This window comes from Mucilaginibacter phenanthrenivorans, assembly GCF_024721155.1.
GTDB lineage: Bacteria > Bacteroidota > Bacteroidia > Sphingobacteriales > Sphingobacteriaceae > Mucilaginibacter > Mucilaginibacter phenanthrenivorans.
On the sequence record NZ_JAHVAP010000001.1, the window covers coordinates 164,555 to 191,052 of the forward strand.

Genomic DNA, 26,498 nt, shown 5'->3' on the forward strand with positions numbered 1-26,498 from the left:
AAATCCTGGTTGCTACGTTATTGCTAAACATTTTAATAAGATTGGCGTTAGTAAGCCTTAGCCTCCTAATAAATGTTTTCAATATCTTTGCGTTCAATGACTAAAAAGTACCCGCTTATCTTCCTGCTTCTTTTGTTCTCCGGTTTAACTGCAAAGGCCAATTTTGTTTTTGACGCGAATTGTGTGGAAGCCTACAAAGCCATTTTAAGCTTTCGGATGAACGAAGCCACGCAACTCATCAACAAGGAAAAACAGCTGAACCCTCAAAACGGCATCACCATTTTACTGGAGAATTACATTGATTACTTTAGCCTGCTGGCTTCCGAAAATAAAAACGATTACGAACGGCTTAAGGATCGTAAGTCCACCCGCCTGTCTGCTTTGGAGGATAATGATCAGAATTCGCCTTATTACTTGTTTTCGCAGGCGGAGATCTGTTTGCAATGGTCGTTCTTAAAGGCAAAATTTGGCGATTACTTTACTTCGGGCACCGACGCAAAAAAAGCGAATGGTTTTTTAAAAGACAATGAAAAAAAGTTCCCGGGCTTTTTGCCGAACCAAAAAAGCCTGGCGCTGGTAAATATCATTTTCGGTTCTATCCCGGCAAATTTCAGAGGCATGGCCCGGTTGTTCGGTATGAGCGGAAATGCCCAACTGGGTATTACCCAACTTGAAAACCTCAGGGCGCAACTGCCCAAATCACCATACAGCTTTTATGATGGTGAAGTGATCTGGTTTTTATGTATTACAGATATCAACGTACTCCATGGCAAAAATAGCTACAACAAGTTAATGGGCTACCTCGCAGGAATGGATAACAACAGCATGTTGAAATCTTATTTGCAAGGCTATGTATCATCAAAAACCGCACATAACGATGAAACTATAAAATATCTGGAGGCTGCGCCAAAATCAAACCAGTACCTGCTTGTTCCGGCAATTGACTATATGCTTGGCATTGCCAGGCTCAATCGCATGGATGGAGATACGCCCGCGCCATTAACCCGGTATGTAAACGAGTACAAAGGCACCAGCTTTATAAAGGACGCGTATTTAAAGATCGCTTATTACTACCTGCTTCAAAATGATACCGAAAGATATAACAACTATTTAAAACTAGTGCGAACCAAGGGATATACCCTTGATGCTAAGGACAGGATTGCTTTGCGCGAGGCTAACGAACCCAAACAGGATATTGACCTGCTGAGGGCCCGCTTTTATTTTGATGGCGGCTACTACAGTAAAGCAATGGCGCAAATTGCCAATAAAGATGTAAATAGCCTTAAATTACCACGGGACAAAATTGATTATTATTATCGTTTAGGCAGGATCAACGATAAAATTGAGAAGAATTACGAAGCTGTATTAAATTATCAAAAAGCAATTGCCCTTGGCAGGGAAACCAGCTACTACTACGCTGCCAATGCCGCTTTGCTTATCGGTAATATCTACGAGGAAATTAAAGATTATAAAAAGGCTGCGGAATATTATAACCAGGCAATCGGTATGAAAAACCATGATTACCAGACGGATATCGATAACGACGCCAAGGCTGGTTTAAAAAGGATCGGTCAGTAGGTCAGGTTGCCCGGCTCGCGTGTAAAGCGAACCAGCTTTTTCATACTTTGAAAGTGATGGAGGTTCACGTTTTCCTTTAATGTTTCAAAATCGAAATCGTGATTTGTGCCGCAGTCCAACACGTTAAAATAAGCTGAGGGCTTAAGGCTTTCAAAGTATTCGGTGAGGTTGCTGCTCCAGATCAGTTGGCAATCGCCGTTGATCCTGTTTACAATTTCCCTGATCCCATCTTTAAAATCAATGTGCCTGATGTGCTGCGACTCGAGTTCGGCCTGTGGGTAAAAAAGTAGAATATTTCCAGGAGTATTCATTAGTTCTGCCGCGTATACCAGGCTTTCCTTTATCGACCATCTTCCCGGCTCGACAGAAAACGATCCGAAGTATTTTAGCCATGGCTTTTTCTCCATCTGCTTTTTAACCGACATGGCGTACAAGCCTTTGATTTTTTGTTGCTTATCGATCATTTTAAAGATCAGGTAATATGCAAAAAAGCCATCCAAAAATCCAAAATGGTTGCACATCAGGATATAGGAATGGTCAGGTTTTATATCGATGGGATGGATAACCATTTTATTAAAGCGCTTCCGCACAAACCACACCAGGATTGATGAACCCCATTTGACCAGGAAAAAAGGAAGCGGCTTCGCCTTTATTATCATAACAGCAGATCGGTTAACGTATTGACAAAACTCTTTTTGATCATCTCATGGCCCTCGTCCAAAACAACAACCGTGGCGTTGTTCAATTTTGCGATGAAATCCTTGCCGATACCCGGCGGAAATGCCCTGTCGCGTTTGCCAAATATAAAGATGCTTTTTATATTTTGCTCATTAAGCGCCTGCGTCAGGCGCCGTTCATCAGTTTCAAAGGCGCGCAGGTAGGTAAAACAGGCGTAAAAGTTAAACCGGAGATCAGCCGTGCCTATTTCCCCATAGAGGATCTTATATGCTTCATTATCAATCACCCTGAGGCGTTTAAATAGCTTAAGCATCCTTATTAGAGTGGTTTCGCTTAAAACCATTTTCTCCATTATTTTATTACCGGTTTTACTTTTACTGAAGAAGGTGATTAACCTCCCCGGATTTAATGATGATGGTGCGGCAATAATTAACTCATCAATCATTGTTGGAAGCTCTTCGGCAACAACTGTGGCATAGTGCGTCCCCATGGAATAGCCGATAACAGAAAAGCGTTTGATGCCCTGGTCTTCGCAAAAACCAAGAATAAGATCGGCAAGTTGTTTTTTGGTAATCCCCTTTTTTACGGTGGTCAGCGTTTGATCCTTTAGTTTCGTTTCCTTATGGAAGAAAAGGTCGAAGCCAATAAAAGTGTATTTTTCGCCTAAATTAGTTTCTAAGATCTTGAACTGTTTTCCGTGCATTCCATAGCCGTGAAAACTCAGCATTATCTGCGGGCCACTACCAAATTTATAGTAGTGCAGTTTAACCAAATTATTTTCAAAGTAATGGTCTGTCATCAGGTGTTACAGATTTTCTATAAAGGCAATTGCCCACGCATAATCGCCGTCGTGCGAGATTGACAGGGCAATATCAAATTTAGCAGAATCGCGGTGAATAATTACCGTAGGCCTGCCAACTGGCTTATCACGCAGGATCTCGATCTTTTTGGGGCCGAGGGCTGATGGATCAATTTGTTTTACGGCCTTGTATACAGCTTCCTTAGCTGCCCACGTGGATGCGTAACGGAGTAACGGATTTTCAAATTGATCGCAATAGGCAATCTCATTTGCTGTGTAGACTTTATTTTTGAACGACTCGGTAAATGATTTTTCGAAATCAGGAATGAACACAATATCGTTGCCTGCCGAAAATTTTTGTGCCGGGATCAGTTCATCCAATGTTTTTTTAATTGCTTTCTCCATCCACACCAAGCCCCATAATATTAAAACCGCCGTCAACAAAATGGATATTACCGGAAACTCTTTTTGAAAGATCAGAGAAGTAATACAAGGCGGCATCACCCACATCTCCTGAGTCGATATTACCAAGCGGGGCGGTAAACTTACCCATTTTACGCAGCTTTCGTACGCCAAAGATTCCACCGGAAGAGGTGGTCATTACCAGGCCCGCCGAAATAGCATTTACGCGTACGCCGGTGCCCCTGAAATGGCTGGCGAGATAGATCATTATATTTTCTAATGCTGCCTTGCAAATTGCCATTCCGGCATACCCCGGGAATACCCTTTGCGATGCATTATAGGTAAGCGTTAAAATAGATGCATTTTTAGAAAGTAACGGTTGGGCAACCCGGCAAACCCGTAGTAACGAATAGGCACTGATATTAAATGCATCCATTAAATCATCAAACGGGATATCGATGTAGGAGGGAGCCGGTTCATTGCTGCCCGGTAGGCTATAGCACATAACCGACTGTGTTCCGAACGCCACGCCGTGCAGCACATAGTCTATCGGGCCGACTTTATCATAAACCATCCGCATAAATGCACTGATCTCTTCCTCTAATCGCACGTCAACCTCTGCGGATAGCTTGGGATCCATGCCATTTTGTTGCATCAGGTATAAAACCTCATCTTTAGTATCAGCAACATAGCTTAGTGCAATTATACAGCCCGAACGATGCAGCTTTACGGCGATATCATAAGCGATGGAGCTTTCGTTCCGTACACCGAATATCACCGCAACTTTACCTTTGTTATCTATCATTTATATGTCTCTTGAAACAGCCATCGCGCTGTTTGTTCCGCCAAAACCGTAATTTAAACAAACAATCTGGTTAATCTCCTTAGCTACAACTTCCTGCGATATCAGGTGCCTGTAAGCAGCCGCAGGTTTATCTGAGCCCTGCCAACCTTCCTTCTTTTGAAAGGATTCTATTTCGGGGTTCAGCTCATCAGAGTTTATGCACGGTAACACTTTTTGGTTTTTAAGCATTAAGAGTGCTGTGATAAATTCAACCGAGCCGGCAGCCCCCAGCATGTGGCCAAACTGTGCCTTCGGCGCCGCAATATGGTAACCTTCCTCACCAATGGTGTCAACAACACTGATCAATTCCAGGATATCGCCAACAGGTGTGGCAGTGCCATGCACCTTAACAACATCAGGCTTGATATTTCCTCCTGCCATCAGGCCTTTCCATAACCTTTTTTGGCCATCGTAAGATGGATAGAACATGTTGCCATCACCATCGGAATTGTTAAAATATTCATCAATAACACCAAGGATGTTTGCGCCACGGGCCTTTGCCATTTCGTATTCCTCCAGAGCAACTATACCTGCGCCGAATGAGCAAACAAAGCCATTTCTTTTTAAATCGAACGGGCGTGAGCTTTGTTCAGGTGTAAAGCCCTTGCTTAACACCTGCATGGCATCAAAACCAATAAAAGTCTCTAACGCGGTGCCTTCAACACCGCCGGTAATAGCGCGGTCCTGCAGGCCGAATTTTATCAAACGATAGGCATAGCCAATATTGCCTAAGCCGGTTGCGCAAGCAGATATGATGGACTCACAAACCCCTTTGTTTTTTATCAGGCACGATACGTTAGCAGCTTCACGGTATGACATGGCACGGTCGACAGTATGCGAGCCGGCCATCCGGGTTTTTTTGCCAAGCTCATAAAACGCGTGCCAGGCATGGCGAGATACTACGTTTCCGCCACCGCCTGAGGCTATTACCACGCCGGTTTGCTCCGACTCTGTTTCAGCAGTCGTCCAGCCGGCCATTTTGATGGATTCCAGTGCACCTAACATTGCCCATACGCAACCAAGATCAGCAGTTGCAAGGTTTAAATCGGGAATACGACCAAGGTGATCGACATAAGTTTCAGGCCATTCGGTTTCAGGCACAGGGTGAATAGCTTCCAGGTTCATTTCAGGTTCTGTAATATAACCTGCCACCATCGATCTGATCTGCTTTTCATAGGCCCGCGCCTTAGGCCATTCGCGGATTAAACTCTGGCTTGAGAATAATTTTCTATCAAAATCATCCAAATCTGTACAGGTTGGAAAAGCCCCGCCCATACCAACAACTGCTACTTTTCTGCCTGTTACGTTCATATATTATTTATTTGCCGTGCGTTCCTTCACCATTATTATCAGGTCGATAACGTCCTTAACTTTCGAGCCCATGCGGTCGATATCTTCGTCTTCAAATTCGATATCGAACTTTTGCTCAACCTTTGCTGCAATATTGATCAGTTCGGTTGATGGTGTGCTCAGGTCCGTAAGAAAGTCGGTTTCTTCGGTAACGCCAACCAATCTCTCCGGATCAATAGTACGTACCGTTTTTAAAACTTCCAGTAAGCCGTCAAGTATCTCTTGTCTTTCGTTTTCCATATTATGCTAATTTGTTAAATTGTTCTATTAAAATCGCCCTTCCGGTTATATCATGCAGTTCGGCTACCTTCACAAAATCTTTGCTAATATCATACTTTAATAATCTTTCTTCGGTAAAGTCACTAAAATATTCATCCAGATCTAATCCCTTTGGCACCCGATAAATACGGCCATCACAAACCATTTGCCGCCATTTGTAAAAGGTAATATTGCCAATGCTGATAAAGGTATCGCCCAGCTCAAGATAATTCTGAAAGTTAACGTTTCCAATACTGATAAATGCAGGGACAAATTTATCCCGCAACACATCCGGCAGGCAATTTTGCTTGCGGCATTCTGAAAATGTAGCGCACGAAACAATGGTTGCCTGCGCAAATGCTTCCACCTGGTCCACACCACGAAATACGCCGAAATGGTCCTCCACATCCCTTTCGGTTGGCGAATAGCTGGCTACTATCCCCTTAGCAGGCGAATGCCAATGATAATTGTGCACCAATCTTTTTGTTGGGCCATGCAGCAATAGCTTTGAGGGATCTACTCCAACCAGGTTGCCGTGTTGAAGAATTTCGAAATAAGCCGCCCTTTCTTCTTCTGTCATATTAAGCCGCCGTTGATGTGGATATTTGTTCCGTTAATGTATGATGCCTTTTCTGAAAGCAGGAATTCAATCGTATCCGCCACATCATCAACCTTTCCAAACCTTTTAGCTGGAATCATATTAAAATATTTCTGTTTTATTGCTTCCGGAATTCCGGCTGTCATGTCTGTTTCAATAAAACCAGGGGATACACTTAATACCCTGATTTTATGTTCAGTATTAGTGGCGGCAGCCTCTTGCGCCAATGATCTTGACAATGCAGCTAACCCCGCTTTTGTAGCGGCATAAACAGATTGAAATGCATTGCCACTTTCGCCAACTACTGAACTGATATTTATAATTACGCCCTCTTGTGTAAGGCTAAAGATCTTCATCGCTGTTTTACAGATCAGGATAGGAGCCTTAAGGTTTACATTCAGCATGGCATCAATTTCCTTTTCAGGCTGGTAGTTAAGCGGCTTGTCGTAGGTAACGCCTGCATTATTTATCACCCCATACAGGTCGCCGTGCTCTTTTTTTAGTTGTTTACAAAAGCTATTTATAGCATCGGCATCCGAAAAATCGGCGCATAAAATATGACTGCCAGGAATTATTTCAGTAAAGCTCTCCGGCTTCGATGCGTGTAATATTAAAGTGTATTCGCCTGCTAACTTTTTTGAAATGGCCAATCCAAGCCCCTTACTAGCCCCGGTAATTAATATCTTTTTTTTCTCCATTAGGTTTGGCGACGATCCAATTAATATTTGCTGCAATATAATAAATAAAAATAAAGTGATTAATGCTTATTGGTGTAGATCGACTTTGAACGATACTTTCGAGGGGACTGACACATTAAATCAATTCGGCTGCAAACATGTTAAATTATAATAATAATTTAGGCATCCTATTTTAATAAATTCAGTAATAGATATCCATAACCAGGTATGTTACGCAAATGTCTCATAATAAACGCTTTGATTTTCCTGATGTTGCCGTTTGTGGGCCTTTCGCAAGGCAACAAATCCTTCAAAATAATTCCCCTGGGTATCAAGGGCGGCATAGACGAAAGCAATTTGTCGGCCTATATGGTCGCCCCGGCAGGCAGTGACAATTACATTTGCCTTGATGCGGGCACGCTGCATTATGGGATAGAAAAGGCCATCGCCAATAAAGTGTTTTATATTCCGGCGGAGCAGGTGTTGAAAAAGTATATCAAAGGTTATTTTATTTCGCATGCACATTTGGATCACGTTGCCGGGTTGATAATTAATTCACCGGATGATTCGACCAAATCCATCTATGGCTTATCGAGTTGTTTGGAAACTATAAAAACCCATTATTTTACATGGGAGAGTTGGGCCAACTTTGCTGATGAGGGCGAGGCGCCGCAAATAAAGAAATACCATTACCAGGTGTTAACGCCAGATAGTGTTTTGGCTATCAAAAACACGGAAATGAGTGTTCGCGCCTTTCCGCTTAGCCACTCAAACTTACAAAGCACAGCTTTTTTAGTAAAGAGTGGTGGGGCCTATATTTTATATTTAGGTGATGTGGGGCCTGATGAAATAGAAAAAAGCCATAGCCTGCATTTACTATGGGAAGCAATATCACCGCTGGTTAAGAGCAAGCAATTAAAAGCAATAATGATAGAGACTTCGTTTCCTAACGAACAACCTGACAAAACACTATTTGGTCACTTAACCCCGAATTGGCTGATGAGGGAGATGGACGATCTTGCTATGCTAACCGGCAGCGATACTTTAAATGGATTCAATTTGGTGATCACGCACGTTAAGCCACCACAAGATAATATCAACAAACTTAAAGCGCAGTTGAGAAAACAAAATGAGTTAAAGCTTAATTTAATTTTTCCGGAGCAGGGGAGGGAGATTGATTTATAGTGGCCGGATCTTAGAAAAACAATGCAATGAAATAAGGCGCCCTATGGAAAATATTGCAATCAAACGTATTTACGAACCGGCGGCGGTTACCGATGGCTATCGTATTCTGGTAGACCGCTTGTGGCCAAGAGGAATGAAAAAGGAAGATGCCGGAATTGATAAGTGGATGAAAGCTATTGCTCCATCGGATGCTTTAAGGAAGTGGTATCACCAGGATATTAGCGAATGGGACGTGTTTCGGCATAAATACTTATTGGAGCTAAAGGAGAATCCTGCTGTGAGCGAATTTTTGTCCCTGATAAAGGATCATGAAACAGTAACCCTGCTATACGCGGCGCGTAATGAACATCAAAATCATGCATTGGTTTTGTGCGAGTTTTTGCAGACATCATAATGTTCTTCTGGCTGAAACTCAAATGATCTACATTTTCATTAAAATAATCTATTAATTCTATAGGAATTATATATTAATATATTACATTTGCAACAGGCAAAATGCCGATAGCATTGTGAATATTAAGTTAATCCATATCCCATCTCTTCTTTATCCGTATTATAATAATATGCGAATGTGTTGTTGCTGTTAAACAAATCTGTTTCTACAAGATTCTTTCACAATTAAACACCAACACATACAATAATGCAATTAGTTTTTCCGATTCAAATACAGTTTAGCTTTTTTCCTGGCAGGTTTTTAAAGCCTCAATACGGCCTTGTTTATTGTTGTCGCTAATGATCAGCTATTTTAAATGAACAATAATAAACAACTAAAAAATACAACTATGTCATCCTCACTAAATAAATACCCGCATTTTGAACTCCTGGAGATAGAGCCGGAACTCAACCTTAAATTCAAAAAATATAAAGCATTGAGCCCTTTAAGAAAAGGAGATGTTGCACCTGCGCTAACATTTGCCAATGATTTTAACGCATGGCGCCAGTTTTTAAATGGGGCAGGGAATAATATTCATTTGTCGGCAAGGCAGTTGTTGAGCAAGCCGCTGGTTATTAGCTTTTACTCACACCACTGGAAAAACGAGGGACTTGATTTTATTACCAGGCTAAGTGAAATAAACACCGGGATAAAAGCCAATGGAGGTAATCATCTTGTTATTACCGAGGGCCGCAGCTCCGAACTGGAAAAGGCTGCATGGGACAACAATTTAACGCTGAATTTTTATTTTGACGCAACGGGTAAGCTTGCTGAAGCTTTTGGAGTATTTGATGTAAATAGCCCTGTTTGGGAACGCTTTTCAGGCATTGATGCACACGTACCCTTTCTTGCCAACTTTGTAGTAACGCCGTACAACCAGGTTGTATTCAGTCACAGCAATTGGAACGCTGACCAACCTTTGCAAACCGGTGAGTTGCTGGATGCAGTTTACAAGGCAAGCGTGGACCTTAATGCTCGTAAATCTGCGTGATAATTTAATAATTAAGGGAAAACGAGGATGGCGGTAATCTTTTAGTGGTTGAGTAAAGGTATTGAAGAGCCAGCTTTTAAGTTTCGCCATTCAAGAAAAATTGACCTTGCCTATTTTAGATACCTTTGGCTGGAGAGTTAGAAATATATGAGCAATAATTTAGAATGCCCTATAGATAATATAAGCGTCAACGAAAATAAAGTAAGGATAGTCGCTTTTTTTGTGCTGTTATTAACAGTGGTTTTCGTAGTAACTAATAGCTGGCTATTTGCGGCATTGCTTTTTGCCGATTTTGCCCTACGCTCTTTTAACTTCAACAAATATAGTCCGTTGGGAATTCTGAGCGACACGGTAGTAAAACAGCTGAAGATAAAAAATAAACCAACCGATCGGGCGCCAAAAAGATTTGCGGCCTTGGTTGGTCTTCTCTTTTCGGGATTTATACTAGTGGCTGTAGTTTTGCAATTAACGCTTATATCACAAATAGCAGCAGGAATATTGATAATATTTGCGGCGCTGGAATCATTTTTTGGGTTCTGCGCGGGGTGCTATGCTTATGGGCTGTTTAAACTTACGAAGCTTTCAAAAACTTCGTAAGTTTAACATTAAATTATTTGCTTGTTTTTTTAACAGCGGGTTTTGCAGCCTCTTTTTTTACTGCAACTGGTTTTACAGGGCTTTCTTTTTTTACTTCAACAGTTTTTACCGGAGTTTCCCTTTTTGCTGGTGCTAGCGTAGCCACTACCTCTTTTTTATCGGTAGCTGCAACTTTTGGAGTTTTAACCGCTTTAATAGCAGGAGCAGCCTTAACTTCTTTAATTTTTGGCGCTTTGGCTACCTTTACGGCTTCAGCGGGTTTTGCCAGCTTCTTTGCCAGGTTTTTTGCGGCCTTTTCAATTTCCTTCTCAATTTTTTTCGAGGTGTGACCAAGTTTGGCGGCAAACGCCTTTAATTCGGTCATTAAACTTGCCTTGATGGTTTTCTTAGCAGTTTCCTTTTCTTCTTTTACTAACGGTGTCGTGCTTTCTTTTTTCATGGTTTACGGATTGCTGCAAAGATAAGTTATTATAAAGTTACATCAATGTTATCATTATGTTAACTATTGGAATTGAGATTAATATTAATTTATCAATGTGTTAGTAATGAGGTAGTTTAATTATTGCTTAGATAGGAATGCTGTACACATGTTAAATTATTGTTATGAGCTATCTGTTTGAGAACGGCGCTTTATCGAATTTGTAGGTACACATTGGTCCGGGATGCTTTGATAAGGGCCAATATCTCGTAAGAAAAGAGAAAGCAGATAAATTTTTCGCCGGGCTTAACGTACTTGAACTAACTTTTAAAGAGTTTCCGATTGATTTTTTAAGAAAATACTGGGTTCTGTACAGGAAAAGTAGGTGTTTGGGTAATTTTCCTCTTTTTGAAATTTAAACATTGCACTTTTAGATATAATTATAAACCTAAACCTTATCACAATTGGCAGGCAGTTCGTCTGGCCAGGCATAAGATCCCTCTCCCCAAAATCCACTATTTTCTCCTAATCAACAAACGCAATTTTTGTAGAAATATACGCACAGACAATTCGTCAAGAAGGGTATGACAATTTGATATTATGTATAGGAATTAGTTTCTCCTGGAAGTTTTTAGTAATTTATTTGACATATAGGCAGAGAAGTCGGCTTTATAGCTTTCGCCAATTGTAAAGCTCAGGTTATTGTTCATTTTTATCATGTTACCCTCAATGTAATTGATAAAGTCGGTTGAAATGATAAATGCCCTGTGAAATTGCCTGAATTCATTATGTGGCCTCAGGATCTCCATAATGTCCTTGATGGTAAGGTAGGCAACAAGTGTTTTATTGGTAACAAGGTATATTTTTATATAGTTGTGCAGGCTTTCAAAGGCCACAACGTCCTTGTAACGTACTTTTACTATCCGCAGGTCTTCCTCCTTGTTCTTCACCATGAAGTAGTCCTCCTCGTTTGTTACTTCTGCAGCTCTGGCAGTTTCCCCATCAGGGAATAACCGGTTAATGGTTGACGAAAATTTTGCAAAGGAGTAAGGCTTTAGCAGATAAGCGTCACCCTCGGCTTCGAAGGCGTCAAATGCATATTTTGAGTGAGATGTGGTGAAAATTAGCTTCTTTGTTTTTGAACGTATGACCTTTGCCAGTTCAATCCCCGACAAAAACGGCATATCAATATCCATAAAAAGCAGATCAACGGGTGTTTCTGAGGTAATACCTTCCAATGCCTCCTTTGGATTTGTGTAAATTGCCACAACTTCCAATCTTGGCACCAGCTCTATATACTTTACCAAAGCCTCAACAGAAAATTGTTCGTCGTCTATTATGATACATTTCAACATATAGGTTCAAATATAATTATCTGGAAATTTAAACAGGTATTTGATTTTCCAAACAAGGTAAGCAATACTTTATTTTTCATAGGGATGTATTCCCAGGTATTATAAACGTTGCTAATTTAGCTTTATTGACAGGTTAACCTTTATTTTTTACCCCAAATGGCTGGTTTTCTACATAAACGGGTTTTTATTCTTAATCACGTATGCTAATTGATGGTTTATTATTTGTAATAGCAGAAAACAATTGTTATAATAAAGGTTGTATTTGAAATGATAAATTAAGCAGGGATATCTAAGGGTTGTTTTTATGGATCAATATAAATGTATTATTATAGATGATGAACCGCACGCCATCGAGGGGCTAAAAAACTATATAGCTGCCATTCCCAGTTTAAAGCTGGAGCATTGTTACACCAGTCCGGTTGACGCTTTGATGGAGCTTTCAGGTGATAACAAAACCGACCTGATATTGCTTGATATTGATATGCCGCAAATTTCTGGCATCGAACTATCACGGCAGATCAGGCAGAAAACCAACAAACTGGTATTCACTACCGGTCATACACAATACGGGTACGAGGCTTTTGAGGTTGATGCAGATGCATACCTGTTAAAGCCATATTCGCTGTCGAAATTTGCCTCAACTATAGCAAAGCTATTCCCGGCACAAACTGAGACCAAAAATGCCGGCGATTTTTTCTTTGTTAAGAATAAAAATGACCACTTAAAAATTGTTAAGATCCGTTTCGACGAGGTGGTTGCAATTGAGAGCAAACAGAACTACGTGCTTATCCACACCTTGTCGAAACAGATTCTTACTTACATGTCGCTTACCGAGATCTCCAAAACATTTGAACAGCTGCCAAATTTTGTTCAATACCAACGCAGCTTTGTGCTCAACAAGGAGCATATCGAGTCAATAAACGGCAATACAATCCAAATGGTTAACGGCGTACAAATTACCGTTGGTGAATACTATCGTAAGGATTTTACCGCGTTTTTGTCGGAGAAACTAGTGAAAGCCAAACGTAGTGAATAACAATTATTTTACGCCATTACCTCTTAAAATGCCGGTGTGCGTCATTGTTGTGGCTGTCGTCGTTGTTGTTGTTTCCGTGGGGTTAGACGGATTTCTCTTAGATTTGTACACAAAAAGTGTATTGTTGCTGATTTTAAATTGTTTGTGTTTCATAACTTTTTTATGAAACTTATGGTGAAATTTAGACCAGTAAAAAAGAGCGGGATGTAAAGGTCATTTTCCTATTCAGAATTGGTTAACAACATGAAAAAGATTTTTGAAAAATGGTTTAAGAGATACAGGCTTCACCTGCTGGTATGGATATTATTTATCTTTTACGAGGTGGTAATTATTGGGCTGATATTTGGTGATTATGGTGACTTTTTCACTTACGCCGGACACTATGCCTGTGTTCTGATACTTTTTTATGCCCATTCGGACTATGCGTTGCCCTGGGCTCTGAAAAATACTAAAAAAGCGATTTGGAAATTGCCCCTGATCATCGTTTTTGAGTTTTCGGTATATATTTATGCGTCCTATTGGGTGGATTTTTTATTAAAGGCATTTCACGTTTTTACCACAGATTCTCACTTTAAATTAACATATCAATTTTGTCTAAAATACATTTATAGGGGAGTTTATTTCATAGGTTATTCAACAGGTTATTATTTCATTATAAATTATATTAAGGAAAAGAAGAAAACGGATGAACTTGAAAAGCAACGCTTAAATGATATCATCTATCGCCAAAAAACTGAACAGGAATTAAGCCAGGCGCAAAACGCATTTCTGAAGGCCCAGATTAATCCGCACTTTCTGTTCAATACGCTTGATTTTATTTATCACAATGTTGTTGGGTCGTCGCCGGTGGCGGCTGATGCTATTATCACACTTTCGGAAATGATGCGCTATGCTATCGACTCGGACAGAATGGGTGATTATGTTTTGTTGGGAGATGAAATAGACCAGGTAGAAAACCTGCTTTATTTGAACCAGATGAGGAAAAATCATAACCTGAGTTTTAGACTGAACTACGACGAGCAGACCAGGAATATCAGACTTATTCCTTTGATTTTGTTAACACTCGTAGAAAATATATTTAAGCACGGCAATCTAGTTAACGCGGATCATGAGGCAAGTGTTAATATGTATATAAGCGACGATAGGTTTTTTATAAAAACAAGCAATTTGATCAATAAACGTGTAGCAACAACCAGCAACAATAAAGGATTGGACAATATTGAACGACGGCTAAAATTTGCCTATGGCGCCGGGGTGCAATTTACCTACGAGGCAGATGAAGTCGGCTATTTTAAGGTTGTTGTTGAGATCCCTGTTGCGCAACTGAAAGCGCACGGCGGGTCTTCAAAGTTTTTAAAAGATGCTGGTAAAGAATTGCTTCATGAGCCCGTTGGTCTGCAAAAAATAGCCGGTTAACATGCATGTGGATCAGATCGGCAGTTATTTTAAAACGTTCGTCAGCAGTGTCGCACTTGCTCAGGATTTTTAAGAATAGGTTTTCTTGCTTGCCCGGTAGACGTAAGCGAACTATCTGGTCATCGTTTGGTAATTGTTTTTTGAGCTGCTGAAAGGACAAGTTCAATTTTTTAAAGTTTTCCGGTCCCATACCCATTTCCGTGCTGAAGTTATCAGCCATATTTTGAACGAAAATAACTTGATCTCCAATATTTGAAAAACAATGCCCCACCAGTTGTTGCATCCATGCCAATGTTGCTTTGTAAAGGTGATCGGTTCCGTTCCCTTTTCGCAATAGTTGAAGAATATATTTACTATCCGCACTGAAAAATTCCTCTGCAAGCGACATTCTCTCCAAGCCATAGCGCGCTGTTTCTCTAAAATAGGTTTTAACCTGGATGTCTGAGATCAGTCCGCTTGTATAATCTTGCTCGAGAATTGCCTTTAGCCTGCTTATGTGGCTATAAGCTTCGCTTGTTTCCCTAAGGTTGAGTCTTAGCCGGATGTGCGGCGCCGGATCGTCATACCGGATGAAAAACCATTTTTGGAGATCTGTGGTAAGGTCCTTTAAAAAAAGTGTAATTCTATTTAGCAGGATTTCGTTGCTTCGTGATGGGTGGCAATAGATCTCGAAATACAACCAGTCGCCACCGGGGACTTCCATATCGTTAATTTTATCAAAAGCCAGGTTCTGTTCGCCCTTATAAACCGGGTTTTCATGGGCATAGCTAACGATATACTCGGCGGAATAGCTTTTGCCTTCTTCGTCCCTGATTCCATCTAATTTTGAGACTAAAGCTTCCGAGATATAAAGTTCGTTATCCGGATAGTTCGCGCAAAAAAGAAGGAACTGATCAATGTCATTATCATTATTTGGATCAAAACACAAGGTTTGGTCTGAATTTCCTGCTTTGAAGAAGGAAAAAATCCCCTCATTCATCAACCAGCCCGTTAACTCCTTTTTTAGTTGAAGGTTTTTAGCTTTCTTAAATTGTTTAGGAACCAGCCACATCGCCGGAGATACAACGATCTCCTTGTAAACAACGCGTGGGTACCGTAGGAGGCCAGGAAAGAAATGCCGGATCTTAAAGTTAAGATCGGCGTTGATGTTTTGAAACTGCAGGTCGCAAAGAAAACGGTATACGGCGAGATCAGAACGCGTGTAATTATAGGCAGACGGAATTCTCGGGATTGCCCGTTTGTTATATTTTTTAGACCATAAGATCACTTCACCACCTTTTACCGCAACCAACAGGTCATCTAAGCGCATAGGCGAGGGGTGGCACGACCATGTTAATATAGGCAATTCATGCGCATACAGTTGCTTGCGACGGTTCACATTGTCTACCTGCTTTTCGACCTGGTAGGCGATGTCGAAAAAAACAATATCGGGATTTGCCCGCTCTTCTAAATCGGCTATTTTACGACCAAAGGTTTCAACTTCTTCATTGGCAATGGTAAAGCGACCCAATAAAGCGCTGGCAGTGCAACCGCCGGCATTTTCAATAACCGGCTGATTATTCCACAAACGCAGCAGAAGGCTGAAGGTATTAGGCAGAGGAGGGGATGACTGCCTGGCAGGTTCCTCAAACTCATCCAGGCTGATCTGCCCGCCTGATATAATTCCATTCAGTAAAAAACGATGGAGTGGTGAATAGTTAATTTGAAGATTTGGCTGTTCTTCCCTTTTAGCTGATCTTATGAATTCCTCTAACGCTTGGTCGGTTTGGGACTGCCCCAGGTCGGCATAACCCACGCCTGTCTCCGGATCCATGGCAATAGTTAACGGAATGGCCCGCTGCTCAAATTTTTTTGAAAACGCACTTTTGAAATTGTTTAACGTCTCGTTTTTTGTCCCGGGTAAATAATTCGATAGAAAATCTATCAGCCCCGGAAGATTCCGGAGCTTCCGGCTGTCGAATCCACCGGAAATAAGTTTGCGCTCCGCTATTATATAGCTGTTTCCATTACTCGGGTTAATGATATCTAGTCTTTTGAAATAATCCGTACCGGTTATATTTGGAAATAGATCGCTTAGTATCAATTGCGATTCCAGTAGCTGGGTAAGTAAGTTTAAGGTGTCTTTTTCCCGCATCTGAAATTCGGATGCCATGAATTCAAAAACGTGCTTAGCGCTTTTTTTTTCGTTACAGAAATCTAAGATGGCATTAAGCTCGGGGAAGTTATTTACCGAAGCTATTTCAAAATATTCATTGCGATGGCGGATGTAACGGTTTTCTTTGCCAACGAGATAAATTGTAGAGTTGGTTTGAAAACATTGGGAATTAACGGCGAGTTTCCCCAGGTCCATTGTTAGCAGGTCCTTTTTATTCCAATTAGTAAATTCAATGGCCGAGATTTTACGCTCTATGATCGGCTGATTGCTCTCGCCTGTTGCGTGAGGCATTGTGGTAATTGCTGCAAAACTGCCGAACGGAGTGGCCCGGTATTTGGCCCTGTTGAAATACTTCCATGCAGTGAAGGCCGCCTTTTCATTCAAATCTTTTAATTCATTTACCCCAACACGTTCAACTATTTCTGCAAATGCTGGAGACGCTTCGTTTATAAGGTATTTTAAACTGTCCCATTTCTCTCCAATCTCATCAGCTAGGCCGAATGCCGGTGTGCGACACAGAATCACGTCCAATAATTTAATTTTCATTGACTGCCGGTTGAATAAAAATTACTGATTGATTTTGTGCCGCGAGGAGGATAGATGGACGCAGATGCCGGATGATTAACTTGGTGTAAGCAGGTAGCTGGCGGGGTAAGGAAGAAGGTGTCATAATAAGCGATCAGGATGCTTAAAGATAGGCTTTTTTAATGCGAAGGAATAAACCCTTTCTATCTTTATTGCCTTAATCAGCTGAATTTATATCAACTCATTCTGCCTCAGTAGCTTTTTTTATCTCATCAGGTGCCAGAAGTCAATAGTAGTTCAAATAAATGACCAATAGAAAATTCTATTGGAACCTTCATAAAAACAGCTATTGTTTAATGAACTGTTGTACTTAGAACGGCACTTCCTGTAGTGTAAGGTGAACGCGTAACCTGCCATTTTTGCCTATGGTTATACATATTAGGACCGGTTTCATATGTCTTATTCCCGGTAGTTTTAGTACAAGGTAGTATAGTGTCTTAGGATGTTTATTTTTGATGTTTCCAAAACCTGCCTTTTCCTTCGGCTATCCATTCTAAAGCGTCATTTATTCTTTTTTGTCGTGTTTCGTCGGTTTTGGCGTCGGTAATCCAAACAATATATTCCTTGCGGAAAGAGTTGGATTTGTTTTCAAAAACTTCTTTTGCTTTGGGGGTAGCTACTAATGCAGCCAGCAGATAATCGGGCGTCTCCAGTACCTTGGGTTTATCAGATTCCGGCTTCTCTCTTTTTACCTTTATGCCTTTTTCGTTTAATTGCATGGCTTCTTTAAGCATAGCAATAAATTCCTCGTCTGGCGGCAGATCTCCTAATTTACTGATCTTTCCCAAAAATCGTTGGATCGGTTTTAAGTCCTTGTTTGCCTTCAGGCGCGGATCGGTCATCAGTTCGGCCTTCAGGAACGTGAAGGAGCAGTGGTTTTTATACGATGCCACTACACACATGTTATCGCCGTTATACTCAAAATGAGGTAAACTCCATTTTATCGTCTCTTCTGCATCGGGGGAATTTTCATAAATAAGCCGGCGCCAGTGCTCAAGAATTGGTTTTGCAAAGTCTTCCGAGTTGGCTATGTAAGCATCCACAGCTGAATTGTAGTTCATGATGTTTGATTTTTTAATATTTACGATTGTGGGAGCTGACTCATATCCAGGTAAGCCATTTCCCATTTGTGACCGTCCAGATCGGCAAAGCTGTGTTGGTACATCCAGCCCCGATCCTGTGCCTGGGCATAGATATTTCCGCCCAGTGATTCGGCTTTGCTGATAAATTGTTTCACTTCATCTGCCGACGCTGCGTCAAGCGCAATAAGTACTTCGGTGGAATGGCGTGCGTCGCATATTTCAGTATCAATAAAAGATTTGAAATAGTTGTCAGTAAGCAGCATTACAAAAATACTGTCGCTCACAATCATGCAGCCGGCCTTCTCATCTGTAAATTGCGGATTAAAAGAAAAGCCTAAATTGCCGAAGAACTCTATAGACTTAGCCAGGTTCTTCACTGGCAGATTGATAAATACCTTAGTAGCCATATTTTTAAACTGATCGTTTAGGATATATTTAATAACGGAACAAAGAAACTTAGCAAGACACAAAAGATTTGGTCGAAAACTTGGATAAACAGGTCAATTTAATTACTTGCACCGTTTGCGGAACTCCGAGGGCGAGAGGCCTGCCTGTTTTTTGAAGAATTTGCCAAAATTGGCAGGGTCTGAAAAATTAAGCTGATAGGCAACTTCGGCTATCTCAAAATCGGTGTATTGGATAAGCGATTTAGCTTCTGTGGCCAGACGCCCGGCGATAAATGTGAGGGCATTTTTTCCCGACGCCTGTTTAACAGATTGCGAGAGATAATTTGCGGTAACTGAGAGCATATCTGCGTATTCCTGCACCGTACGCTTATCAATATAATGGTTATTTATCAACTGGATAAATTTTCGTAACAGGATCTGTTGCGTTGTGGCCGGGTGAATGTCCTTTTTCTTTTCTATTGCAAAGTCTTCCAGATAGTAGAGCAAGCCGAGCAACTTTATCCTTGCTTCAATATGCTGCGCTTTGCCCGACCTTTCATAAGTGGTAAATACAGCTTCAAAATGCGGCGCTAACTGTTTGAATGTGGCGTGGTCAAACTTAAATAGGTTGGTATGTGATATATCAAATAGCGGAAATTGCTGGTGAAAGTCTGGTTTGAAGAATGAGAAACATTCCGGTTTAAAATAAATCACATAACCTTCCAATGCATTATTATGAGCAAAGCTATACACAAGATTGGGTGAATGAAAGACAAGATAGGAATCAGGATCATGAATGGTTTCATGGCCATAGTTAACTTCTATCTTGCCGGAATTGAAGAACAGGGCGAAAAAATAAAAGGAACGTTTAAAAGGTGGCCGGTATACCTGCAACTCCTGGTCGAGCTGCTTTAATCGCAAACAGTAAAAGTTTGGATCAGTGGTTCGACCTGGCCAAGGAATAGAGGCCAGAAAATCGTTGATTTCTGTGTAATAAGGAAGAGTAATTTTTGTTTTCGCCATAAAATACACCACAAAAGGGATGATCCTAAAATAGAAAAAGAAAATCTCTTCACCTACCGATCACAAAAAAATCACCATAGGTGAAAGGCTAATATTATCATGGGTTTCACCCTTGTTGTCACTGTCTCTGGATACGGTGCAAGGCTTAACCAAATGATTTCGTGTTCTTTATAGCACTGATTTGTATGTTTAATTAGCAAAATCGCAATTCATAGCCAATGAATTAATGTGGTCAAAATGTTAAGAAAGCTACTTTTTTCAATTTTGGAACGAGGTGGTCAATCGCTTAGGAACGTCCAATTAACGTAAACAGCACAAAAAAATAAGAAATACTAATAAATTAGTTTGAATACTAATTTATTAGTATTAAGTTTGTTTGTAATTTAAAAATCAATGCAAAAATTAGCAAAACGAGAAGAACAGATTATGCAGGCCGTGTGGAATCTTGAAAAGGCTTTTATCAAAGATATTATCCAGGAACTGCCCGATCCCAAACCGCATTATAACTCCGTCGCCACTATGCTGAAGATTCTGAAAGAAAAAGGATTTCTTGAATATGAGAGCGTAGGTAATATGTTTCAATACTATCCGGCTGTATCAAAAGAGGATTACCAAAAGCATTCTATGAAAGATATTGTGAGCCAGTATTTTGATAACTCGTACTCAAACATGCTTGCTTTTTTTGCTAAAGAGCAAAAACTTACTGAAGATGAACTGAATGACATTATCAACATTATTAAATCCAATAAAAAATGATACTATATCTGCTGCACGTAGCTTTTTTGATTGCAATTTGCCTGATATTTTATAAGTTGCTTTTACAAAAAGAAACTTTTTACCGGATAAACCGGTGGGTACTATTGGCATGCATGCCATTGTCCTTCCTGCTGCCCTTGATTCGTGTTCCTCAACAGTGGTCGGCCGACCCTATTCATCAAATGGCGGTTGCAAAAGTTATACCACCTGCTCCCGTTATCTTACCGGAAATTGAAAACCAAATAAATATTCCCGCAAAGCCAAAACCTACAGTAAATAAACCATTGGAGAGCAAGCAAACACTAAATCCTGCTATGCAGAATGTTGTGCCACCAAAAACACCATCATTTAGCGAGAAAATGGGCGCCTGGCTTAAAACTTTAGATACTGTCCTGCTGATGCATTGGTTGTTCATCATTTATATCACCGGGGTGGTGATATTCAGCTTAAATCTATTGGTGCAGTTAGCTTTTACACTTTATCAGGCTTATACCAGGCCGGCAATTATTGATGGTGCTTACCGTATTGTTGAGCTCAGTAATGATAAAGTACCTTGTTCTTTTCTAAACAACATTTTCATTAATCCTGAGAAATACGAATGGGAAACGTATAACCTTATTTTATTACACGAGAAAATACACGCCCGTCAACTGCACAGCATCGATATTTTGTTAAGCGAGCTGGTTATTATATTACAATGGTTTAATCCTTTTGCCTGGTGGTACCGCAAGGAGTTGGAGAACAACCTCGAATACCTTACGGATGAAGCGGTAACTGTTAAAAACGATGTAGACGCCTCTTCCTACCAGCTTAGCTTGCTGCAGGTCTCTGTGCCTCAGTTTTCGCTGCGCATTGCAACTAACTATAATCAATCGCTTTTAAAAAAACGGATTCTGATGATGAACGCTAAAAGATCAAACTTTCATACCATGTGGAAGTATTTCATGCTGGTTCCTGTATTTGCAGGTTTAGTTTGCACCCTCAATCAACCTGCTTTAAGTAATAATCTTACCACTGTAAGCAATAGTCAAAGGCTCATTGATACCGCATTTAAAGGCGATATTACGGGTTTTTGGTATGCCAATAAGGAGAAAGATGTGCTTAACATGGATATGAAAATAGTGATTAATGGTAAAGATATGAGCTATAATGGATTTACATTTCCTGTAAAGGACCTTACCGAACTACCTGTAAACAAGGAAGGCAAGTTTGTACTTAACCGGAATGCGGGTACCGTTTTGTTTAGTGGCAAATTTGAAGGCGACCAGGGACTTGGGCGCTTTAAAATGACATTCAACAAAAGCTATATTGAATACCTGGATAAATGTGGCATCAAAAACACAGATGCCGATCCACTTATTGGATTATTAGTACAAAACGTGAAGGAGAGTTATATAAAATGCCTGCTTAACAATGGGTTTACAGAAATAAAGGCGAGCGAGTTAAGCAGTTTAGTCTTTTTTAAGGTAGATGAAAATGATATTAAATTTTGGGGTCAGGCGGGCTTAAGAGATTTTACAGCACACGATTTACTGACGACAAAACTTGGCAAAGTTGATAGCGGTTATCTGAAAGAAATCAGAGATGTAGGTTATCCTCATGTTACCTTTCAGGAATTGCGCCGGTTAAAAGCTGATAGCGTAACCGGGAGCTATATAAAAGAACTGATTCTTGCACGGCAGGCAGGCAAAAGAACAAATGATACTGCAGATTTAAAACCCAGTATCAACGAAATAACTACTGCCAGATATATGCATATTGACAGCACCTATTTAAGAGAAATAGCTGTAGCTGGATATAACCTTAACGAATCACAACTGCGCTCGTTCAAAACTTTCAATATAACCCCTGACTATATTAAGGACTTGCAAAATTTGGGTTATGCTAAGATACCTGCAACTACGCTACTGAGCCTTAAAATGCAAAAAATAACACCCGAGTATATAAGGGCGTTACAAGGCGCAGGTTATACCAATCTTCAATTAAACTCCCTAACCCAATTTAAAGCCTGGGACATTACACCTGCTTACATTGAAAACTTTAAGGCAATTGGCTATGCCCATATTGAGCCGAATGTATTAGTAATGCTGAAAATGCAAAAAATAACACCCGACTTTATCAAGGGATTCAAAGATTTAGGATTTACCAATGTACCTATCAATGAATTTATAGAACTGAAAAATACCGGTGTAACACCAGAATATGTAGCTGCCATGAAACAGAAAGGACTTGTTTCAACCGATCTGCAAAAGTACGTTACGCTAAAAAACTCTTTTAATTGATGATAAATATTTAATAAAACAATATGAAAGCTAACCTTATCACAACATTAATTTTAACAATTCTTTCCCTAAACGCCTTATCACAGCAGAACCTTACATCGGGGCAAGCCTACGACAAGGCACAGGAGGGACGTGCAAGGGCCCGTAAATTTTACGATAAAAACAATCCCTCTAAAGGCGAGTGCGACAGCAGTATTGCTATTTTAGATAACACTATCAAATATTTAAATAGCAAACAGGTAACAGAACTTGCACAAGGCAACCTGTATTTAAAAGCACGTAAAGCCGATGTTTATTTTGATATGACGATGGTTTATATCCTTGCCCATCAATATGACAAGGCCATTGCAACCTTAGAAAATGTTTGTGACCAAGGCGATTACTATCGTATACCGTATTATGAAAAGGATTCCTTATTCATTCCGATACGTTCAGATATGCGCTTTCAGGCTGCAATAAACAAGCTGAAATTAAGACAAGCACTCTGGAACGACGAATCCCTAAAAACCGCTTACCAGAATAATTTATCAGACGATGAAAAAGTGGCTGGCTTATCACTTTTATGGTCGCAGGCAAAATATAACTTCGCCAATTTTGATCACGCAGCTATCGACTGGGACAAAACATACCTGGAGTATTTGCCGCTGGTAAAAAACACAAGTTCTACTACCCAATATTACAAAGTACTGCAACAGTTTTATGCCCAGCTAAAAGACGGACACTCTAACGTATATGTGCCACAGGCCTTAACCGGTGAATTTTATGCCAGGCCGCCTTTTCGCACTGAATTGATTGAAGGCCGGGTATTTGTTACCCAGGTTTTTAGCGACAGTCTGAAAAAAACTGGTATAGTTCCGGGTACAGAAATCATCAGAATCGATAATCAACCAGTTTTAAACTATGGTAAAACACAGGTAGCACCTTATCAAAGCAGCTCAACCCCGCAGGACTTAGACGTTCGTACCTATACTTACTCATTACTGGCAGGCTCCGCTACTAAACCCATTCAATTGCAGCTTCGTAACAGCAAAGGCAAAACCTGGGAACAAACTATTAATCGCACAGGCTATCATGATATAAAAAATTCAACTGCCGGTTTGGAATACACGCAAATAGGACAGATTGGTTATTTAACCGTAAATAATTTTGAGGACGAAAAAATAATGAGCCAGTTCGATTCTCTTTATACCCAAATTGCCAAAACAAAGGGATTGATAATTGATATCAGGAATAACGGCGGCGGCAGTAGCGGCATTGGTTACCATATTTTAGAATCTTTAACTAACAAACCTTTCAAAACTTCATTTTCCAAAATACCCAGGTATCTGCCAGTAATTAATGGTATTCAATGGTATGAAAATGCCCCGGGTGAGTGGCGCGTTAACGGCAAGCAATATTATGATAAGCCGGTGGTAGTATTGATTAGCGCCCGTACATTTTCAGCTGCCGAAGATTTCACTGTAGCTTTTGATTATATGAAACGCGGAAAATTAATTGGGCAGGCTACCGGAGGCAGCACCGGTCAACCCATGAGCTTTAACCTGCCCGGCGGCGGGTCTGCACGCATCTGTACCAAGCACGATGCCTATCCGGATGGCAAAGAATTTGTTGGCATAGGCATTATGCCAGATATTGCCGTGACAAAAACCATCAAAGATTTATGGGCCGGAACCGATTTAGCAAAAGAAAAGGCACTGCAATTATTAAATAAGTAATTCTTTGACGTATAAGAGCCTGTTTGAATTTTGTTCAGTAATAATTTTATAACTGCGCGTTTTACTGTGTTTTCGGAGGATTCGAGCAGGAGTCATAGCCGCGCCGCGACATCTGATCCCGTATAAAACTTATAAAGTGTTTAAGCTCTTAAATTATGTTAAGCCAAGGTATGCAGCTTGTAAACTCAATCTGTACCCCCAAAAATTAGCTTATTAACTCTTTCAAGCGAATGAAAATCTGTGTAAATAATAATTAATTAAAACAGTAACCTAATCTATATATGAAACCCCAAAAACTGATTTTAATATCGATCTTTTTTGTTAAGGCCGCAACGATATGTCTTGCACAAAATTCTGGTGGCGGGAAGGAATTAAAAAATAATATGCAAACCGGAAATGCAGAGATATCTAATTACAATACAGCATGTTATTTTGCCTTAGAAGGAGACAAGGATTTGGCATTTGCCTATCTCAAACAAGCTGTATATCAAGATGGATTTTCAAAGGTTAATGTCATCGAAAAAGATGCTGACCTTGCATCTCTTCATAACGAACCACTCTGGAATGCGCTTATAAAGACTACAGGAGAAAATTTAACCAGAGAAAAGAAACTCAGTCAATCTTTTGTTAATCAAAAAGACTTTTGGGAATCTAAGGAGCTATTAACTTCTTACAGGGAAAATATTTCAGACGACGAAAAAATAGCGGGTCTGTCGAAATTATGGTCAGAGGTGAAGTACAATTTTGCAAACTTTGATTTGGTTCCACGTTTAAAATTCGACTCCCTCTATCTCGCTTATTTGCCAAAGGTAAAACAAACCAAATCCACATTAGCATATTATAAAAACTTGATGGAGTTTTGTGCTCAACTTAAGGACGGTCATACTAATGTTTATATGCCGGATGAACTGGATGATGAATTTTATGCAAGGCCCTTACTTCGCACCAGGATGATAGAGGACAAGGTTTTGATAGTCGGGGTGTACGATAGCGCATTGGAAAAAGAAGGGATTAAAACAGGGCAGGAAATTGTTACGGTAAACGGATTACCTGTTAAGGAGTATGCTGCCAGGTTCGTTATCCCTTATCTAAGCTCATCGACGCCACAAGACCTTGAAACGAGAACATATGAGTATTCACTATTAGGAGGCGCTATAAATGACCCCATCAAATTAGAATTGAAGGATGCGTCAGGGCCTGAAAAAACATATACTATCAGGCGTGTAAAGCCTGAAGAACGCAGCAAACGATTGGCAGTTAGCCCATTTCAGTATAAGGTGCTTGAAGGAAATATAGCTTATATTGCTATGAATAGTTTTGCAACCGATTCCGCTACCAGGGCCTTTGTGAATAATTTTAAAGAAATTTCAAAAGCAAATGCGATAATATTTGATGTGAGGAACAATGGTGGTGGGAGTACGCCGTGGAGTATCCTTAGGTACCTGATCGAAAAAAAACAACCTATTCATTCCTGGTACGTGCGCGACTATAACCCATATTACCGGGCATCTAATCAAATGCAAAATTTTGTTAGCGGCATAAGCGTTCTTACTCCGGCTGATAACTCTTTTTATAGCAAACCGGTGGTGGTATTGACAAGTTCAAGAACATTTTCTGCTGCTGAGGATTTTGTCGCGGCATTCAAATCTCTTAATCGTGGTACAATAATAGGGATGCCAACTGGAGGTAGTACAGGGCAGCCTTTAGTAATTGGCTTGCCCGGCAATGGAACGGCGCGCATTTGCACCAAAAGGGATATGTTTGCTAACGGCGATGATTTTGTAGGAAAGGGGATTCAGCCGGATATATTAGTCGCACCTACTGTTGCAAGTATTAGAAAAGGGGGCGATACGGAGTTAGACGCAGCTTTACGGTACTTGTCAAATAAATGAATACCAT

The 26,498-nt window shown here is 40.4% G+C and carries 24 protein-coding genes and 1 pseudogene; 11 read left to right on the plus strand and 14 right to left on the minus strand.

The window, feature by feature from the left end; all coding sequences use genetic code 11:
- The first annotated feature begins 96 nt into the window (after positions 1 to 96).
- The gene (locus KXD93_RS00775; RefSeq protein WP_258134947.1) at positions 97 to 1,578 is read left to right on the plus strand and encodes a tetratricopeptide repeat protein; all 1,482 of its coding nucleotides are present in this window, start codon (positions 97 to 99) and stop codon (positions 1,576 to 1,578) included.
- Here the strand turns inward: KXD93_RS00775 and KXD93_RS00780 are convergent.
- From KXD93_RS00780 to KXD93_RS00815, 8 genes are read right to left on the minus strand one after another with little or no spacing between them, the layout of a single operon-like run.
- A complete protein-coding gene (locus tag KXD93_RS00780) occupies positions 1,572 to 2,237 on the minus strand; it encodes a glycerol acyltransferase (RefSeq protein ID WP_258134948.1) in 666 nt (221 codons plus the stop codon). The two genes, KXD93_RS00775 and KXD93_RS00780, sit on opposite strands and share 7 nt — an antisense overlap.
- The gene (locus KXD93_RS00785; RefSeq protein ID WP_258134949.1) at positions 2,234 to 3,055 is read right to left on the minus strand and encodes an alpha/beta fold hydrolase; all 822 of its coding nucleotides are present in this window, start codon (positions 3,053 to 3,055) and stop codon (positions 2,234 to 2,236) included. Before KXD93_RS00785 ends, KXD93_RS00780 begins: the two co-directional genes overlap by 4 nt.
- Positions 3,056 to 3,061: 6 nt before the next feature.
- Positions 3,062 to 3,460, minus strand: coding sequence for a holo-ACP synthase (locus KXD93_RS00790; RefSeq protein ID WP_258134950.1), 399 nt, complete (start codon positions 3,458 to 3,460; stop codon positions 3,062 to 3,064).
- Positions 3,444 to 4,262: an enoyl-ACP reductase FabI gene (locus tag KXD93_RS00795; RefSeq protein ID WP_258134951.1), complete on the minus strand. Its 819-nt coding sequence runs from the start codon at positions 4,260 to 4,262 to the stop codon at positions 3,444 to 3,446. The genes KXD93_RS00790 and KXD93_RS00795 overlap by 17 nt, the downstream gene beginning before the upstream one ends.
- Positions 4,263 to 5,612 (minus strand): beta-ketoacyl-[acyl-carrier-protein] synthase family protein, encoded by a 1,350-nt coding sequence (locus tag KXD93_RS00800; protein ID WP_258134952.1) that lies wholly within the window; start codon positions 5,610 to 5,612, stop codon positions 4,263 to 4,265. It abuts the gene before it with no gap.
- Positions 5,613 to 5,615: 3 nt separating this feature from the next.
- Positions 5,616 to 5,891: an acyl carrier protein gene (locus tag KXD93_RS00805; RefSeq protein WP_258134953.1), complete on the minus strand. Its 276-nt coding sequence runs from the start codon at positions 5,889 to 5,891 to the stop codon at positions 5,616 to 5,618.
- A 1-nt stretch (position 5,892) separates the two neighbouring features.
- Complete coding sequence (locus tag KXD93_RS00810; protein ID WP_258134954.1) at positions 5,893 to 6,489, minus strand: hypothetical protein; 597 nt, start codon at positions 6,487 to 6,489, stop codon at positions 5,893 to 5,895.
- Positions 6,486 to 7,205: an SDR family NAD(P)-dependent oxidoreductase gene (locus KXD93_RS00815; RefSeq protein WP_258134955.1), complete on the minus strand. Its 720-nt coding sequence runs from the start codon at positions 7,203 to 7,205 to the stop codon at positions 6,486 to 6,488. Before KXD93_RS00815 ends, KXD93_RS00810 begins: the two co-directional genes overlap by 4 nt.
- A gap of 207 nt (positions 7,206 to 7,412) precedes the next feature.
- Here KXD93_RS00815 and KXD93_RS00820 point away from each other — a divergent pair, with 207 nt between their 5' ends.
- From KXD93_RS00820 to KXD93_RS00835, 4 genes are all read left to right on the plus strand, one after another.
- Entirely contained in the window at positions 7,413 to 8,369 is a 957-nt protein-coding gene (locus tag KXD93_RS00820) for an MBL fold metallo-hydrolase (protein ID WP_258134956.1), read from the plus strand.
- Between the two features lie 43 nt (positions 8,370 to 8,412).
- The gene (locus KXD93_RS00825; protein WP_258134957.1) at positions 8,413 to 8,763 is read left to right on the plus strand and encodes a DUF488 domain-containing protein; all 351 of its coding nucleotides are present in this window, start codon (positions 8,413 to 8,415) and stop codon (positions 8,761 to 8,763) included.
- Positions 8,764 to 9,151: 388 nt separating this feature from the next.
- Positions 9,152 to 9,793 carry a redoxin domain-containing protein gene (locus KXD93_RS00830; RefSeq protein WP_258134958.1) on the plus strand — a complete coding sequence of 214 codons (642 nt, stop codon included), beginning with the start codon at positions 9,152 to 9,154 and terminating at the stop codon, positions 9,791 to 9,793.
- Between the two features lie 147 nt (positions 9,794 to 9,940).
- Complete coding sequence (locus KXD93_RS00835; RefSeq protein ID WP_258134959.1) at positions 9,941 to 10,390, plus strand: DUF4395 domain-containing protein; 450 nt, start codon at positions 9,941 to 9,943, stop codon at positions 10,388 to 10,390.
- A 13-nt stretch (positions 10,391 to 10,403) separates the two neighbouring features.
- On the opposite strand, the gene KXD93_RS00840 is transcribed toward KXD93_RS00835, so the two are convergent.
- Positions 10,404 to 10,829 (minus strand): hypothetical protein, encoded by a 426-nt coding sequence (locus tag KXD93_RS00840; RefSeq protein WP_258134960.1) that lies wholly within the window; start codon positions 10,827 to 10,829, stop codon positions 10,404 to 10,406.
- A 590-nt stretch (positions 10,830 to 11,419) separates the two neighbouring features.
- On the minus strand, positions 11,420 to 12,163 hold the full coding sequence (locus tag KXD93_RS00845) for a LytR/AlgR family response regulator transcription factor (RefSeq protein ID WP_258134961.1): 744 nt from the start codon (positions 12,161 to 12,163) through the stop codon (positions 11,420 to 11,422).
- Between the two features lie 304 nt (positions 12,164 to 12,467).
- Here KXD93_RS00845 and KXD93_RS00850 point away from each other — a divergent pair, with 304 nt between their 5' ends.
- Positions 12,468 to 13,199, plus strand: coding sequence for a LytR/AlgR family response regulator transcription factor (locus KXD93_RS00850; RefSeq protein WP_258134962.1), 732 nt, complete (start codon positions 12,468 to 12,470; stop codon positions 13,197 to 13,199).
- A 243-nt stretch (positions 13,200 to 13,442) separates the two neighbouring features.
- Positions 13,443 to 14,180 (plus strand): annotated as a pseudogene (locus KXD93_RS00855) (histidine kinase); the annotation flags it as partial.
- Positions 14,181 to 14,490: 310 nt separating this feature from the next.
- Here the strand turns inward: KXD93_RS00855 and KXD93_RS00860 are convergent.
- The 4 genes from KXD93_RS00860 to KXD93_RS00875 form a co-directional block, all read right to left on the minus strand.
- Entirely contained in the window at positions 14,491 to 17,316 is a 2,826-nt protein-coding gene (locus tag KXD93_RS00860) for a lantibiotic dehydratase (RefSeq protein WP_258134963.1), read from the minus strand.
- 485 nt (positions 17,317 to 17,801) lie between these two features.
- Positions 17,802 to 18,416, minus strand: a complete 615-nt coding sequence (locus KXD93_RS00865) for a YdeI/OmpD-associated family protein (RefSeq protein WP_258134964.1) — start codon at positions 18,414 to 18,416, stop codon at positions 17,802 to 17,804.
- A 20-nt stretch (positions 18,417 to 18,436) separates the two neighbouring features.
- Entirely contained in the window at positions 18,437 to 18,844 is a 408-nt protein-coding gene (locus KXD93_RS00870) for a VOC family protein (protein WP_258134965.1), read from the minus strand.
- A gap of 102 nt (positions 18,845 to 18,946) precedes the next feature.
- Positions 18,947 to 19,744: a helix-turn-helix domain-containing protein gene (locus KXD93_RS00875; protein ID WP_258134966.1), complete on the minus strand. Its 798-nt coding sequence runs from the start codon at positions 19,742 to 19,744 to the stop codon at positions 18,947 to 18,949.
- 495 nt (positions 19,745 to 20,239) lie between these two features.
- Between KXD93_RS00875 and KXD93_RS00880 the strand changes: the two genes are divergently transcribed.
- The 4 genes from KXD93_RS00880 (at position 20,240) to KXD93_RS00895 (ending at position 26,491) form a co-directional block, all read left to right on the plus strand.
- Positions 20,240 to 20,602: a BlaI/MecI/CopY family transcriptional regulator gene (locus tag KXD93_RS00880; protein WP_258134967.1), complete on the plus strand. Its 363-nt coding sequence runs from the start codon at positions 20,240 to 20,242 to the stop codon at positions 20,600 to 20,602.
- Positions 20,599 to 22,884 carry a M56 family metallopeptidase gene (locus tag KXD93_RS00885; protein WP_258134968.1) on the plus strand — a complete coding sequence of 762 codons (2,286 nt, stop codon included), beginning with the start codon at positions 20,599 to 20,601 and terminating at the stop codon, positions 22,882 to 22,884. The genes KXD93_RS00880 and KXD93_RS00885 overlap by 4 nt, the downstream gene beginning before the upstream one ends.
- Positions 22,885 to 22,907: 23 nt before the next feature.
- The gene (locus tag KXD93_RS00890; RefSeq protein ID WP_258134969.1) at positions 22,908 to 24,599 is read left to right on the plus strand and encodes a S41 family peptidase; all 1,692 of its coding nucleotides are present in this window, start codon (positions 22,908 to 22,910) and stop codon (positions 24,597 to 24,599) included.
- Between the two features lie 281 nt (positions 24,600 to 24,880).
- On the plus strand, positions 24,881 to 26,491 hold the full coding sequence (locus KXD93_RS00895; protein ID WP_258134970.1) for a S41 family peptidase: 1,611 nt from the start codon (positions 24,881 to 24,883) through the stop codon (positions 26,489 to 26,491).
- Positions 26,492 to 26,498: the final 7 nt, after the last annotated feature.

Excerpts from the sequence above, each read along its gene's own strand:
- KXD93_RS00825 (WP_258134957.1), top strand. The coding sequence starts at position 8,413 with ATGGAAAATATTGCAATCAAACGTATTTACGAACCGGCGGCGGTTACC.
- KXD93_RS00815 (WP_258134955.1), bottom strand. The coding sequence starts at position 7,205 with ATGGAGAAAAAAAAGATATTAATTACCGGGGCTAGTAAGGGGCTTGGA.
- KXD93_RS00870 (WP_258134965.1), bottom strand. The coding sequence starts at position 18,844 with ATGGCTACTAAGGTATTTATCAATCTGCCAGTGAAGAACCTGGCTAAG.
- KXD93_RS00845 (WP_258134961.1), bottom strand. The coding sequence starts at position 12,163 with ATGTTGAAATGTATCATAATAGACGACGAACAATTTTCTGTTGAGGCT.
- KXD93_RS00885 (WP_258134968.1), top strand. The coding sequence starts at position 20,599 with ATGATACTATATCTGCTGCACGTAGCTTTTTTGATTGCAATTTGCCTG.
- KXD93_RS00785 (WP_258134949.1), bottom strand. The coding sequence starts at position 3,055 with ATGACAGACCATTACTTTGAAAATAATTTGGTTAAACTGCACTACTAT.
- KXD93_RS00810 (WP_258134954.1), bottom strand. The coding sequence starts at position 6,489 with ATGACAGAAGAAGAAAGGGCGGCTTATTTCGAAATTCTTCAACACGGC.
- KXD93_RS00880 (WP_258134967.1), top strand. The coding sequence starts at position 20,240 with ATGCAAAAATTAGCAAAACGAGAAGAACAGATTATGCAGGCCGTGTGG.
- KXD93_RS00865 (WP_258134964.1), bottom strand. The coding sequence starts at position 18,416 with ATGAACTACAATTCAGCTGTGGATGCTTACATAGCCAACTCGGAAGAC.
- KXD93_RS00890 (WP_258134969.1), top strand. The coding sequence starts at position 22,908 with ATGAAAGCTAACCTTATCACAACATTAATTTTAACAATTCTTTCCCTA.
- KXD93_RS00780 (WP_258134948.1), bottom strand. The coding sequence starts at position 2,237 with ATGATAATAAAGGCGAAGCCGCTTCCTTTTTTCCTGGTCAAATGGGGT.
- KXD93_RS00800 (WP_258134952.1), bottom strand. The coding sequence starts at position 5,612 with ATGAACGTAACAGGCAGAAAAGTAGCAGTTGTTGGTATGGGCGGGGCT.
- KXD93_RS00790 (WP_258134950.1), bottom strand. The coding sequence starts at position 3,460 with ATGGAGAAAGCAATTAAAAAAACATTGGATGAACTGATCCCGGCACAA.
- KXD93_RS00860 (WP_258134963.1), bottom strand. The coding sequence starts at position 17,316 with ATGAAAATTAAATTATTGGACGTGATTCTGTGTCGCACACCGGCATTC.
- KXD93_RS00805 (WP_258134953.1), bottom strand. The coding sequence starts at position 5,891 with ATGGAAAACGAAAGACAAGAGATACTTGACGGCTTACTGGAAGTTTTA.
- KXD93_RS00820 (WP_258134956.1), top strand. The coding sequence starts at position 7,413 with ATGTTACGCAAATGTCTCATAATAAACGCTTTGATTTTCCTGATGTTG.
- KXD93_RS00895 (WP_258134970.1), top strand. The coding sequence starts at position 24,881 with ATGAAACCCCAAAAACTGATTTTAATATCGATCTTTTTTGTTAAGGCC.
- KXD93_RS00775 (WP_258134947.1), top strand. The coding sequence starts at position 97 with ATGACTAAAAAGTACCCGCTTATCTTCCTGCTTCTTTTGTTCTCCGGT.
- KXD93_RS00795 (WP_258134951.1), bottom strand. The coding sequence starts at position 4,262 with ATGATAGATAACAAAGGTAAAGTTGCGGTGATATTCGGTGTACGGAAC.
- KXD93_RS00835 (WP_258134959.1), top strand. The coding sequence starts at position 9,941 with ATGAGCAATAATTTAGAATGCCCTATAGATAATATAAGCGTCAACGAA.
- KXD93_RS00850 (WP_258134962.1), top strand. The coding sequence starts at position 12,468 with ATGGATCAATATAAATGTATTATTATAGATGATGAACCGCACGCCATC.
- KXD93_RS00840 (WP_258134960.1), bottom strand. The coding sequence starts at position 10,829 with ATGAAAAAAGAAAGCACGACACCGTTAGTAAAAGAAGAAAAGGAAACT.
- KXD93_RS00830 (WP_258134958.1), top strand. The coding sequence starts at position 9,152 with ATGTCATCCTCACTAAATAAATACCCGCATTTTGAACTCCTGGAGATA.